Below are 12,755 nucleotides of genomic sequence, written 5' to 3'. Positions count from 1 at the left end.
CATGCGTTTGATTTTGACATGCACCGGCGGCTTCGCCGGACCGGCCGGCGCGCAAACCCGCACCATCGATCTGGCGCAGCTGCCGCAGGACCAGGCCAGCCAACTGGAGAAGCTGCTGCACGCCAGCGACTTCTTCACGCTGCCGCCCAAACTGGTCAAGGAAGCGCCGAAGTCGTGGGACTTTCAATACGACCTGGAGGTGGATGATGGCGGCAAGGCGCACTGCGTGCGCTACCACCTCGATCAGGCCTCGCCTTCGCTGAAGGCGCTGACCGAAAAGCTCAACGACGAAGTCGAGCCTGACTAATTGAGCTAAGCCAGCAGGCGCGCAAACTCGCCGCTGGCGATCAGCTTTTGCAGGTCGGTGGCGCCGCCGATCAGCGTGCCGTTGACGAAAATCAGCGGAAAAGTCGACCAGCCGCTCCACAGCTTGAGCGCCAGGCGCGGCCGCCACTGCGAAAAATAATTGCCGTAATTGAGATACTTATACGGCGTGCCCTGACCGTCCAGGATCTTGCGTGCCTTGGCTGGGAAAGGATTCAATCCCATGCCGACCACCACCACCTTGTTGGCGGCGATGGCAGCCTCCACCTCGGCGATCAGATCGGTGTGATAACTGCTGATCTGCGCCAGGGCGGCAGGATGGATGCGTGCTTGATCCAGGAGCGGTCGTGTCATTATTGCCTTATAAGTCGAGTTTGGAAATTTTGGTGCCTTCGAGATTCAGGTTCGCCATCAGGCCGGCGTTGGTCAGCACGAAAGCCTGTACTGGATTGTTGGCGGTGGCAGTATCGATATCGCCGTTGGCGCCCACTTTGATCAGCGCCACCGAACCGTCAACACCGGCGGTCCAGCCTTTGCCGGCGCGGAATTTATCCAGCGCTTCGCGGCTCATGAACAGCAGCACCACGGCCTTCGATTGCGCGCCGGCCTGGAAGCCAACCGACACCGAAGCGACGCTGTAGTAATCCGCCACCTGGCCGCCAGTACGCAGCACGCCCTTGCCGTATTCGCCGCCGACCACCAGGCCAGCCGCCACCACATTCGGGAACACCAGTACGCCATTGGCTTTTTGCACCAGCTCGCGCGAACCCTTCACTTCTTTGTACAGGCGCTCCAGCGTGGTGTAAGCGCCTTGTTCGATTTCAGTCTTCACGGCAGCCGAACTTGGTTTGGCGGCGCCGGTGGTGGTGGTGCAACCACCCAGTGCCAGACCGGCAAAAGCAACAGCTGCAGTAGCGCGCATCAGGAAAGTACGTTTTTGCATGGAAGTCTCCAGTAAGTGTGGATTAAACAGACCATTGTTTCATCTTCTACATTACCACGCTATCTCTCTTCCGTAGCACACCGCAGCTCAACGATTAGCGAACGCCAATCTCTTACCTTCGCGCAGCATGGTGGCGAAATCGGCCGCCGGCACCGGCTGGCTGAACAGGTAGCCTTGCAGTTGGTCGCAGCCCAGTTCGCGCAAGAACGCCATCTGCTCGGCCGTCTCCACACCCTCCGCCACAATCTCCTGGCGCAGCTGCTGCGCCATGGTGACGATGGCGCGGGCGATGGCGCAATCGTTCTCTTCATACGGCAGGCCGATGACGAAGGAACGGTCGATCTTCAAGGTGCTGATCGGGAATTTTTTCAGGTACGCCAGGCTGGAATAACCGGTGCCGAAGTCATCCAGCGCCAGCGACATGCCCATCGCCACCAGCTGGTTCATGATGGCGATCACCTTGTCGGTACCGCGCACCAGCAGGCTTTCGGTAATTTCCAGGTTGATCTGGTCCGGCTGCACCTGGTGGCGCTCCAGCACCGCTGCTATGCGCTTCGGCAACTCGGCGTCGAACTGGCGTGCCGACAGGTTGACCGCGATCGGCGGCGTGATCATATTGGCGTCGCGCCATTCGCGCACCTGACGGCAGGCTTCTTCCAGCACCCAGGCGCCGAGGTCGAGGATCAGGCCGGTCTCTTCCGCCACCGGGATGAACACGCCCGGCGACACCAGCCCGCGCAGCGGATGACGCCAGCGCAGCAGCGCCTCGGCGCCGACGATGCGGCCGCTGCGCAAGCTGACTTTTGGCTGGTAATACAGCTGCAACTCATTATTTTGCAGCGCCTGCCGCAACTCGCTTTCGATGCGCAGATGTTCCTTGGCGCGCTGATTCATCTCTTCGCTGTAGAACAGGAAGCTGGAGTCGATGCTCTGCCCCGCCTTGGCCACCGCCACGTCGGCGTAGCGAATCAGCGTGGGAACGTCGGCGCCGTCCTCGTTGTAGACCGTGATGCCAACATGCGCGCCAACTTGCAGGCTGTGGCCGGCGATGGTGATCGGCGCCGCCAGCACTGCCAGCAGCTTTTCGGCGACGATGCCGGCATGTTCGCGTTTTTCCACTTGCAGCAGCGCGATGGCGAAACGGTGTCCATCGAGACGCGCCAGCACGTCGGCTTCGCGCAATGAAGCGCGGAAGATGCGGCCGATTTCGCACAGCAGCTCGTTGCCGATATCGTGGCCCAGCGTATCGCTGATCGCGCCCAGCCGGGTGATCTCCACCACCAGCAGCGCGCCGTGTTCGCCGGAGCGCTTGGTCTCGGTCAGCGCCTGGCCGACCAGCGTGGTCAGCAGGCAAAGGTTCGGCAGCCCGGTCAGCGGATCGTAGTTGGCCATGCGCTGCATGCGCGCTTCAGCGTCCTTGTGCACGCTGATGTCGGAAAACAGCGAGAAGGTATGGCTGATCTTGCCGTGCTGGTCGCGCACCGCGCTGATGGTCACCGACTGCGGAAACAGCTCGCCATTCTTGCGCTTGCCGATGATCTCGCCGCGCCACGGTCCGCCGCCCTGCATGGCGCTGCGCACCTTGGCGCGGAAGTCGGCGTCGTGCACGCCGGAACGCAGCAGGTCGGGCGTCTTGCCGATCGATTCGGCCGGCGTGTAGCCGGTGATGCGGGTGAACGAGGAATTGATCGAGACGATGCGTTCATGGGCGTCGGTGATCAGCACGCCCTGCTCGCTGTCTTCGATAATGCGCGCGTGCAGGTTGACCTTGTCCAGGTCTGACAGCGTCTGGTTGGCTTGCGACAGCGTCACCAGCATGCCGCCGTCGTCGGGACGCAACTCGATGTCCAGGTGCACCCAGATGATTTCGCCATTCTTCTTGCGGCGGCGTACTTCGGTGCGGGCGGCCGAGGCGCCGGGATCGTGGTCGAAGAACAATTCGGCGATATTGCCGTCGTCGTCATCCTCGGCGTACAGGAACAGCACGTGCTGGCCAATCACCTCGTCGGCCGTGTAGCCGAACATCTGCTGCGCGCCGATGCTCCAGGCGGTGACATAGCCGGTCAGGTCGAGCGCCAGCGTGGCGTCCTGCGGCGGCAGGTCGGCCGGCTTGATCGCCGCCTGGGCCTGGTTGAGGGCCGCGTCCAGTTGGTTCAGCGTCTGCGTCAGCGCGTCGCCTTGCTCACTCCGGGCTTGACGGCTCAGTGCAAGACAACGCTCGATCGCATCACGCATGGCCGTTACCCGTTTTGCCTGCCGTGACGTCCTGCATCCACAGGTAGGCATCGATGACGATGCGGTTATAGGTATCGGCATCCAGCGGCAGCGCCGCCAGGCAGCCGTCCAGCGCATCGTGGTCCTCGCGTTCGGCGGATTCCACCACGCACAACAACTGACCCAGTTCGCCTTCATGGGCCAGCAATGCCTGCTGCACGGCGTCGCTGATGGTCAGTGGCTTCATCACTTCTTCCAGCGGCAGGCCGAACAGCACGCCCAGCAGCGAGAACATGCCGACCATGAAGGCCTGTTCCTGGTGCGGCTTGTCCTCGCCGCAGGCTTTAGCCAGCAGCTCCATCATACGCGCCCGCACCGCCACCCGCGCCAGCAGCATGGCCGAACGGGGATCGCCTTCGCGCGACGAGAACAACATCAGGTTCAGCCAACGCCGCAGTTGCGCGCGGCCGAGGATCAGGATGGCTTGCGAAAAACTCGTGACGCGGCGGCCGGTGCCCATGCCGAGCGAGTTAACCAGCCGCAGCAGGTGGTACGACAGCGTCGGATCTTGCCGCAGCAGCGCTTCGATTTCGTGGGTATCGGCATCGGCCGACACCAGTTGCACCAGTTGCAGCGCCAGCGCGCGCGAGGCGGCCTGGGCGCCGACCGGCTTGGGCGGCGGCGCCAGGAACCAGTCGCCTTCGATCCAGTTGACGCCGGGCGGCAGCTCTTTCGGCAACACATCGTCGGCGCGCATGACCTTGTCGGCCGCCAGCGCTTGCCAGCCGACTTGCGCCAGCGCCTCGTGCAGCTCTGCGGCGATGCCGGCGCGGTAGAAGCAATGCATGCCACCGCTGGCCAGTTCTTCAAGTAGTTTCACCGGCGCGGCTGGCGATGCGTCCGCACTGGCCTGCGGGCGGCTGGAATCCAGCAGCAAGGCCGCCGGACTGCCCTTACGGTCAGCCAACAAATGCAGCAATACAGGCGTGGCGATCAGTGCGGTCATGACATGGTCCGTTCAGTGGTTCTGCTATGTTGCCCGAAACTATTGGCCTTGGTCAACTTTATGATGGGGCAGATGGCTCAGCAAACGCTCGAACAGCCCCGGACGTCGCATGCGGTCGATCCACCAGTTCAGCGCGGCGCCGTTTTCGCCACTGCGCCAGGCCAGGTAGAAGGTCTCGGCCGGCTTCGGTTCTTCCACCTGCTTTTCCACCAGCAGCCCTTGGGCGATGGCGTAACGGGCGCACGGTTCGGGCAGGAAACCGAAGCCCATGCCGGCCAGCTGGTACTGGTACTTGGTCTTCATGTCCGGCACGGTCAGCGTGTCCTGCCCCAGCAACAGGCCGACCGTGCGCGGCGCCATCTTGCGGGCCGAATCGGCCACGCTGATGGCGCGGTAGTTTTGCAGGTGCGTGCGGCTCAGCTTGCCTTCGACTGCGGCCAACGGATGCGACGGCGCCACCGCGAATACGAAATCGATCTTGCCGATCGGCTCGGACACATATCCGCCGCCGGCCGGACCGTCGCCGGCCGCGCCCACCAGCAAATCGGCACGGCGCTCGATCAAGGCTTCCCAGGTGCCGGACAGCGCTTCCTGCACGATGCGCAGCCGGGTTTGCTGGGCGACCTCGTAGAACGCCGGCACGTCGGCATGGAACAAACAAGCCGAAAACATCGAATCCATGCCGACCGCCAGCTCGGTTTCCCAGCCGGAAGCGACGCGGCGCACGCGGTGTTCCAGGTCCAGCGCTGCCTTAAGCAGGTAGCGGCCCTCTTTCAGAAGTTCGGCCCCGGCCGCCGTCAGCTCGACGCGCGGGCCGTTACGTTCGAAAACTTGCACACCAAGATCGTCCTCCAGCTTGCTGACAGTATAGGAAATTGTCGAGGGAACGCGGTGCAATTCCTTCCCTGCGGCAGAGAAAGAGCCTCGCCGGTCGATAGCGTCAACGATTTGCAGGGCTTCCAGGCTTAATCTGAGCATTCGAATTTATCGATAATAGAGGGGTAAATTTTCCGTTTTTTTAATCCGGAACACAGGTCTACAATGTGATTCATGGATGCAGCGATACGAAAGAACGCTTTCAAAATTATCGCACATTAACTCACAAGAAACGGAGCTCATCATGTTACAAGTACGCCATTCTGATTCCCGCGGCAAAGCTAACCACGGCTGGCTGGATTCCAAACACAGCTTCTCGTTCGGTCACTACCGTGACCCGGAACATGTCGGCTTCGGTCCGTTGCTTGTGATTAATGAAGACCAGGTACAAGGCGGCCAGGGCTTCGGCACCCACGGTCACCGCGACATGGAGATTATCTCCTACGTGCTGAGCGGCGCGCTGGAACACAAGGACAGCATGGGTACCGGTTCGGTGCTGCACTACGGCGACGTCCAGCGCATGAGCGCCGGCACCGGCGTGCGTCACAGCGAGTACAACGGCGACCGCAGCCAGCAAGTGCACTTCCTGCAAATCTGGATCCAGCCTAACGAACTGGGCATTCCACCGAGCTACGAAGAAAAGCACTTCACGCCGGAACATAAACAAGGCAAGCTGGCGCTGATCGCGTCCAACGATGGCCGCAACGGTTCGGTGCTGATTCACCAGAAAGCATCGATCTACGCTTCCATCATGGATGAAGGCGACCACCTGAAACATACGCTGGACGAAGACCGCCTCGGCTATGTCCACGTGATCCGCGGCGCGGTCACCGTCAACGGCGTGCACCTGAAACAAGGCGACGCGCTGAAAATCAGCGATGAAACGCTGGTCACGCTGGAACAAGCTGAAGCGGCCGAACTGCTGTTGTTCGACCTGCCAAAACAATAAGGATATTGCGCCCCGAGGGGGTCTCAGAAACATTTCCGCCAGTTTTGGTATCATGAAGGGCGCGCCGGGTCTGTTGGAACAGCCCGGCGCGCCTTTTTTACCTTATATGAACAGAATAAAGAGCAAAACCATGTCGCAGAGCGCAGAAATCCCGTCCCAGGACGAACTGAACTACGTTACCTCCTGCGCCCTGCCGACTCCCTGGGCCCAGTTCACCTTGCACGCCTTTGTCGAAAAGGCCACCGGCAAGGAACACCTAGCCATGGTGCTGGGCGATATCGGCAACGGCGAGCCGGTGCTGGCGCGCGTCCATTCGGAATGCCTGACCGGCGACGTGCTGTTCTCGCAGCGCTGCGATTGCGGCGCCCAGCTGGAAGGCGCGCTGAAGAAGATCGCCGACGAAGGCCGCGGCGTGCTGCTGTACCTGCGCCAGGAAGGCCGCGGCATTGGCCTGATCAACAAGATCCGCGCCTACCGACTGCAGGAAGCCGGCGCCGACACGGTGCAGGCCAACGAACAGCTGGGCTTCAAGCCGGATCAGCGCACCTACGGCCTGGTCCAGCCGATGCTGTCGCAGTTCGGCGTAAAAAGCCTGCGCCTGATGACCAATAATCCGCGTAAGATCGATGCCATGACCAAACTGGGCATTGAAGTGGCCGAGCGCGTTCCGCTGCTGGTCAACCGCAATGCCTTCAACCAGTATTATCTGGATACCAAGGCCGCCAAGCTGGGCCACATGATGACGCCGCTGACGCCGGCGCCGGTGGAGGATGGCGCGCTGTAACGTTTGAAGGAATGCATGAAAGTCACCAGGCTCGCTAGTACGCTTGTTTTGATCTGGGCCGCCGCCGGCCATGGCGCCGCCTCAGCTGCCGCCGCTGCCGCACCGGCGCAGCCCGTCGCCAAAGCCCCGGCCACTGCGCCAAATGTCACGCCTCCAGCCGCCACCACACCGGATGGCGAGGCCGCGCCGCTGCCGCCGCCTTCCAGCGCCGCCCAGCACCTGTATGCCTCCGCCAAGAACGACATCCTGCAAGTGCGCTCGCTGCTGAAAAGCGGTCGCACCCAATCCTCGGTCGGCTCCGGCTTTTTGATCGGCACCAGCAACCTGGTGGTGACCAACTACCACGTGGTCTCGCAATTCGCGCTCGATCCCGACACCTACGTCGGCGAATGGGTCGACACCGGCGGCCAGCGCGGCAATGTGGAACTGCTGGCGGTCGATGTGCTGCATGACCTGGCGGTGCTGCGCGTCAGCCGCAACGGCACCGGCTTCTTCAAGATGCCGCCGCAACTGGCGCGCCTGACCCAAGGCCAGTACCTGTACTCGATGGGCAATCCGCTCGACCTCGGCTTTGCGATTTCGGAAGGCGCCTACAACGGCGTCATCGCCCGCAGTTTCTATGACCAGTTGATGTTCACCGGCCCGATCAACTCCGGCATGAGCGGCGGCCCCAGCGTGACAGCCGACGGCTCGGTGGCCGGCATCAACGTCTCCAAGCGCCTCGACGGCGAACTGGTCAGCTTCCTGGTGCCGGCCCGCTACGCCCAGGACATCCTGAACAAGGTGGAAACCCAGCAGAAAGCGCCGACCGATTTCACCGCCGTGGTGGCCAGCCAGCTGCTGGCGCACCAGACCGCGATGGTCAACCAGTTGCTGTCCAGCCCGCTCAGCCTGAAGCCGATGGGCCCGTATCAGGTGCCGGTGCGCGAATCCGAGCAGATGCGCTGCTGGGGCCGTTCCAACGTCAAGGCCGACAAGCCGTTCACGGTGGACGACGCCAGCTGTGCGATGGAGTCGGCGATCTTCGTCAGCGGCTCCTTGCAGACCGGCCAGATCGCCATCCGCCACCAGTTCCTGCGCAGCGCCGGCCTCGACAAGCTGCGCTTTGCCCAGCTGGCCAGCGCCTCGTTCCGCAACGAACACTTCGGCAGCAACAAGGACTCACGCCTGACCGGTCCCAACTGCACCGAAGACTTCGTCAAGAACAAGGACTTGCCGCTGCGCGCCGTGCTGTGCGTGCGCGCCTACCGCAAGTTCGCCGGCCTGTATGACTTCGCCCTGCTGACCGCCAGCACCGATCAAGGCCTGATGAGCCTGCAAAGCCGGCTGGATGCGCGCGGCGTCTCGTATGAAAACGGCCTGCGCCTGTCGCGCGTGTTCCTCGATTCGCTGTCGCTGAAGCCGACCGCCGAAGCAGCGAAGAAAGGCGGCGCCAAATGAAAGCCCCCTACTTCGTCGAAATCCTGGCCCGCAATGGCGACGTGCTGCACCGGCACAAGGTGGCCGAGCTGCCGATCCGCATCGGCCGCGCCTACGACAACGAGATCATCCTGGACGACGCCCACAGCGCCGCCAGCCACGCCATCGTCGAAACCGACCAGCACAACCAGGTCATCCTGCGCGACCTCGGCAGCAAGAACGGCACCATCCACAAGGGCCGCCGCCAGACCAGCATCACGCTGGACGGCAACACCGTGGTGCGGCTCGGCCACACGCGGCTGCGGGTGCGGCCGTCGGACTTCCCGGTGGCGGCGGAAATCGCCGACACCACCATGCACAGCTGGGAAGGTGCGACGCCGGCCACCATCGGCCTGGTGCTGATCGCCGTGTTCAGCTGCCTGGAAACCTGGCTCAGCGATGTCGAACCGTTTGCGCTGATCCGCTATTTGCTGGTGCTGGCTTCCAGCCTGGCCGCCGGTTTGCTGTGGGCCGGCGTGTGGGCGCTGGCCAACCGCCTGTTCGGCAGCCATGCGCGCCTCGGTCGCCACCTGTTCATCCTCGGCAGCGCGCTGGCGGTGGTGGGCCTGTGGCGCGGCGGCAGCGCGGTGCTGGCCTATGCCTGGTCGGCCGAATCGCTGACGCGCTACGGCAACCTGGTCACGCTGGCGATTGCCTGCGCGATGATCTTCTTCCACCTGATCACCATCAAGCCGCACCACCCGCGCCGCTTCCTGATCGCCACCACGGTGATGCTGCTGGCCGGCTCCGGACTGGTGGTGCTGAGCAATCTGCAAAGCGCCGGCCGTGCCTCCGACGAGCTGTACATGTCGGTGCTGCTGCCGCCGGAAGTGCGCCACAGCGACAACCGCAGCGTCGACCAGTTCCTGGCCAACGCCGCCAGGTTGCAGGCCGGCGTGGACGCCGCCCGCGCGCATGCGGTCAAGGATGGCGCCGACAACGATGACGGCGATGGTGAAGAGGACGGCGGCGGCGATTGAGCCGCCACTGAAGATGCGGCCTGCGACGATGCGGGCCGCGTCAGGCGCCCGGCCAGCCGCGCAATACCTGGTCGACCACTTCCTGTAACTGCTTGCGGCTGGCGCCGGCGGCGGCCTGCACCGCCATGCCGTTGGACATGGTCATCACATAGCGCGCCATCTGGCTGGCGCAGAAATCTTCCGGCAAATCTCCCTCGGCCTTGGCGCGGTCGAAGCGGTCGCGCAGACGCGCTTCGGCGACGGCGCGGCGCTCGATCAGGGAATTGCGGATCGGCAGCGCATCATCGCTGCACGCCAGCGCGCCGTTGATGACCAGGCAGCCGTGCGGATTTTCTTCCTCGGTCTGGGCATCGGCATTGCCGCGCAGGAAATGCTCGACCACGCCGCGCGCGGTGGCCTTCTGCAAGGCCGCGTCGAACAGCGGATCGTGGGTGGCGCCGTAGCGCTCCAGGGCCAGCTTGAACAAGTTTTCCTTGTTGCCGAACACCGCGTACAGGCTGGGCCGGTTCATGCCCATGGCCTCCGTCAGCTCGGGCAAGGAACTGCCTTCGTAGCCCTTTTCCCAGAATACTTTCATGGCTTTGTCCAGCGCCTGGTCTGCATCGAAGGTGCGCGGACGGCCGATTTTTCGCTCTTTCATACCGATCGGTTAAATATTCATTGACAAAGTGTCTCCTGACGCACATTATGAACCGACCAGTAAAAAACTCAAGCTTTTTCAGGACCATCATGCAAAATCAAACCAACACCCTGGCCACCGAGGCCGAACTCTCACCGTCGCACCACCACTCGCCGTGGCCGGCCGTGATCTCGATCGCCATCGGCGCCTTTGCGCTGGTGACCACCGAATTTCTGCCGGTCGGCCTGCTGCCGGCGATTGCCGCCGAACTGGGCGTGACCGAAGGCGTGGCCGGCATGATGGTCACCGTGCCGGGCCTGGTGGCGGCGCTGGCCGCCATCCTGGTCACCGTCGGCATCGGCAAGGCCGACCGCCGCTTCGTGCTGTGGAGCCTGACCGGCACCATGCTGGTGTCCAACCTGATCGTCGCCCTGTCGCATTCCTTCCCGCTGGTGCTGTTCGGCCGCGCGCTGCTGGGTATCGGCGTCGGCGGCTTCTGGGCGCTGGGACCGGCGCTCAGCACGCGCTTGGTGCCGCCCGGCTCCGAACCGCGCGCGCTGTCGATGATTTTTGCCGGCGTCTCGATCGGCACCGTGGCCGGCGTGCCGGCCGGTGCGCTGCTGGGTGAACTGTTCGGCTGGCGCATCGCCTTCCATGCCGGTGGCGTGGTGGCCCTGCTGGTGCTGCTGACGCAAATGCGCCTGCTGCCGTCGCTGCCGGCCAAGTCGTCGGTGACCTTCCGCCAGTTGCCGGAAATGCTGCGCGTGCCGAAGGCGCGACTGGGCATCTTCATCACCATGCTGGTGTTCATCGGCCAGTTTGCCGCCTACACCTACATCACGCCGTTCCTCAGCCAGGTGGCGCATCTGGACGCGCGCACCATCAGCATCCTGTTGCTGGTGTACGGCGCGGCCGGCCTGGCGGGTAACGTCATTGGCGGCAAGATCCTGGCGCGCAGCGTGCGTGCCGGTTTGATCACCACCGGCGTGGTGATGGGCCTGTCGACGGCGCTGCTGCCGCTACTGGGCACCGGCCTGATCGGCGCGACGCTGCTGGTGATCGTGTGGGGTATCGCGTTCGGCATGATGCCGATGTCGGTGCAGACCTGGATCTTCCAGGCGGCGCCGCATGCGATGGAGAGTGGCGGCGCGGTCTTCGTCACCACCGCGCAGATCGCGCTGGCCAGCGGTGCGCTGGTCGGCGGCGTGGCGGTCGATCATCTGGGCGTATCGAGCGCCATGGTGGTGGGCGGCGTGCTGGCGCTGGCCATGGCGGCAGTCACCCTGCGCTGGGCACAGGACGGCGAACAGCCGGCCACCAAGCTACACGCGGTACATTAAAGCGTTACAGTCTGACCCGGCGATAAGCGCCGAGGAAGACTTCCGCCTCCTGGTCCGACATTACGTGGATGTCGTCGCCATGCCAGACGTACAGGTACTGCGGGCCGCCCAGGCGGTCCGTCAGCTTGGCGTCCACCAGGAAGCTGGTGCCGAGCGGGTAGATGCTGGTGTCGCACATGCGGCGCGAACACTGCACATTGAGATCCGTCGCATAGGCCTGGCCTGGCATCGGATGGATCTCCACCTGGCCATTCCACTCCTCCGAATGCACCGCTACCTTGCGGTACGCCGTCATATCCCGCGTCATGTGCTACTCCTAAAAGCCGTCATGGTAGCAGAGACTGGACGAAGGCCAGGAAGGCCTGCGTCTTGGCCGGCGGATGCTGGCGCGACGGGTACAACGCATACAACGGAAAGCGCTCGTCCGGCCACGCCGTCAACACCGGCGTCAGCGCACCGGAACGCAGCAGCGGCTGCACCGCCAGATCGATCACCTGCGCCAGCCCATACCCGGACAGCAGTACGCTCTCCATCGTGCCCGGATCGTTGAGCGTGACCTGGCCGCGCGGATGCACAATGGTCACCTTGCCGCCGCGATGAAACTCCCAGTCGAATGGCCGCCCCGTGACCGGGTTGCGGAAGTGGATGCAGACGTGGTCCGGGCTTTCCAGGTCAGCCGGCTTCTTCGGCGTGCCGTGCTTGCGCAGATAGGCCGGCGTGGCGACGGTGAGCACGCGCGTGTCCATCAGCTTGCGGGCGATCAGCGATGAGGTCTGCGGATGGCCGAGGCGAACGGCGAGGTCGAAACCATCGCCGACCATATCGCCCAAATGATCGCGCACGGTCAGGTCCAGCTCCAGTTCCGGATACTGCTTGAGGAAAGCGCCCAGCTTGGGGCCCAGCAGTATCCGCGCAAACAGCGGATCGATATTCACCCGCAGCCGGCCGCGCACCACAACGGCGCCCTCGCCGGCCGACGCCACGGCATCTTCCAGGCCCGCCAGCAGTGGGTTGATCTGCGCATAGAAGCGGCGGCCCTCGTCGGTGAGCGAGACCTTGCGCGTGGTGCGGTCGAACAGCCGGATATTGAGCCGCGCCTCCAGCCGGGCGACGGCGCGGCTGACGCCCGACTGCGACATCGCCAGCGCCTCGCCCGCGCGCACGAAACTGCCGCTGTCCACAATCGCGGCCAGTACACGCATGCCGTTCACGGTTTTTTCGTCAAATGCCATATATGCCGATTAGTCATCAATGATATGCAT

Annotated in this window: 14 protein-coding genes; 6 read left to right on the top strand and 8 right to left on the bottom strand. The window is 63.6% G+C overall.

Annotation, left to right across the window (positions count from 1 at the left end):
- The first annotated feature begins 1 nt into the window (after position 1).
- Positions 2 to 307 (top strand): protealysin inhibitor emfourin, encoded by a 306-nt coding sequence (locus tag GTP69_RS04760; protein ID WP_202424289.1) that lies wholly within the window; start codon positions 2 to 4, stop codon positions 305 to 307.
- 5 nt (positions 308 to 312) lie between these two features.
- Here GTP69_RS04760 and GTP69_RS04755 read toward each other — a convergent pair whose 3' ends face one another.
- The 5 genes from GTP69_RS04755 to GTP69_RS04735 form a co-directional block, all read right to left on the bottom strand.
- Complete coding sequence (locus GTP69_RS04755; protein WP_161053788.1) at positions 313 to 678, bottom strand: glutaredoxin; 366 nt, start codon at positions 676 to 678, stop codon at positions 313 to 315.
- A 7-nt stretch (positions 679 to 685) separates the two neighbouring features.
- Positions 686 to 1,267 carry a BPSL1445 family SYLF domain-containing lipoprotein gene (locus tag GTP69_RS04750; RefSeq protein WP_161053787.1) on the bottom strand — a complete coding sequence of 194 codons (582 nt, stop codon included), beginning with the start codon at positions 1,265 to 1,267 and terminating at the stop codon, positions 686 to 688.
- Between the two features lie 87 nt (positions 1,268 to 1,354).
- A complete protein-coding gene (locus GTP69_RS04745; protein WP_161053786.1) occupies positions 1,355 to 3,502 on the bottom strand; it encodes a putative bifunctional diguanylate cyclase/phosphodiesterase in 2,148 nt (715 codons plus the stop codon).
- Entirely contained in the window at positions 3,495 to 4,487 is a 993-nt protein-coding gene (locus GTP69_RS04740; protein WP_161053785.1) for an EAL and HDOD domain-containing protein, read from the bottom strand. The genes GTP69_RS04745 and GTP69_RS04740 overlap by 8 nt, the downstream gene beginning before the upstream one ends.
- Before the next feature lie 39 nt (positions 4,488 to 4,526).
- Positions 4,527 to 5,465: a LysR substrate-binding domain-containing protein gene (locus tag GTP69_RS04735; RefSeq protein ID WP_161053784.1), complete on the bottom strand. Its 939-nt coding sequence runs from the start codon at positions 5,463 to 5,465 to the stop codon at positions 4,527 to 4,529.
- Between the two features lie 142 nt (positions 5,466 to 5,607).
- Here GTP69_RS04735 and GTP69_RS04730 point away from each other — a divergent pair, with 142 nt between their 5' ends.
- The 4 genes from GTP69_RS04730 (at position 5,608) to GTP69_RS04715 (ending at position 9,534) form a co-directional block, all read left to right on the top strand.
- Positions 5,608 to 6,312 carry a pirin family protein gene (locus GTP69_RS04730; RefSeq protein ID WP_161053783.1) on the top strand — a complete coding sequence of 235 codons (705 nt, stop codon included), beginning with the start codon at positions 5,608 to 5,610 and terminating at the stop codon, positions 6,310 to 6,312.
- Between the two features lie 130 nt (positions 6,313 to 6,442).
- Positions 6,443 to 7,096 carry a GTP cyclohydrolase II gene (gene ribA / locus GTP69_RS04725; RefSeq protein WP_161053782.1) on the top strand — a complete coding sequence of 218 codons (654 nt, stop codon included), beginning with the start codon at positions 6,443 to 6,445 and terminating at the stop codon, positions 7,094 to 7,096.
- Between the two features lie 15 nt (positions 7,097 to 7,111).
- The gene (locus tag GTP69_RS04720) at positions 7,112 to 8,536 is read left to right on the top strand and encodes a S1 family peptidase (protein ID WP_161053781.1); all 1,425 of its coding nucleotides are present in this window, start codon (positions 7,112 to 7,114) and stop codon (positions 8,534 to 8,536) included.
- The gene (locus GTP69_RS04715; RefSeq protein WP_161053780.1) at positions 8,533 to 9,534 is read left to right on the top strand and encodes an FHA domain-containing protein; all 1,002 of its coding nucleotides are present in this window, start codon (positions 8,533 to 8,535) and stop codon (positions 9,532 to 9,534) included. The genes GTP69_RS04720 and GTP69_RS04715 overlap by 4 nt, the downstream gene beginning before the upstream one ends.
- Before the next feature lie 40 nt (positions 9,535 to 9,574).
- On the opposite strand, the gene GTP69_RS04710 is transcribed toward GTP69_RS04715, so the two are convergent.
- On the bottom strand, positions 9,575 to 10,174 hold the full coding sequence (locus GTP69_RS04710; protein ID WP_161053779.1) for a TetR/AcrR family transcriptional regulator: 600 nt from the start codon (positions 10,172 to 10,174) through the stop codon (positions 9,575 to 9,577).
- A gap of 89 nt (positions 10,175 to 10,263) precedes the next feature.
- On the opposite strand from GTP69_RS04710, the gene GTP69_RS04705 reads away from it, so the two are divergent.
- On the top strand, positions 10,264 to 11,493 hold the full coding sequence (locus tag GTP69_RS04705) for an MFS transporter (RefSeq protein ID WP_161053778.1): 1,230 nt from the start codon (positions 10,264 to 10,266) through the stop codon (positions 11,491 to 11,493).
- A gap of 4 nt (positions 11,494 to 11,497) precedes the next feature.
- Here GTP69_RS04705 and GTP69_RS04700 read toward each other — a convergent pair whose 3' ends face one another.
- Both GTP69_RS04700 and GTP69_RS04695 read right to left on the bottom strand, forming a co-directional pair.
- A complete protein-coding gene (locus GTP69_RS04700) occupies positions 11,498 to 11,800 on the bottom strand; it encodes a hypothetical protein (RefSeq protein WP_161053777.1) in 303 nt (100 codons plus the stop codon).
- 19 nt (positions 11,801 to 11,819) lie between these two features.
- Positions 11,820 to 12,725, bottom strand: coding sequence for a LysR family transcriptional regulator (locus GTP69_RS04695; protein ID WP_161053776.1), 906 nt, complete (start codon positions 12,723 to 12,725; stop codon positions 11,820 to 11,822).
- Positions 12,726 to 12,755: the final 30 nt, after the last annotated feature.

Origin of the sequence: Duganella levis, from assembly GCF_009857605.1 — a bacterium.
Lineage (GTDB): Bacteria > Pseudomonadota > Gammaproteobacteria > Burkholderiales > Burkholderiaceae_D > Rugamonas > Rugamonas levis.
Note: the sequence above shows the minus strand (reverse complement) of the source record. Positions and strands in the feature narration are given on the sequence as shown.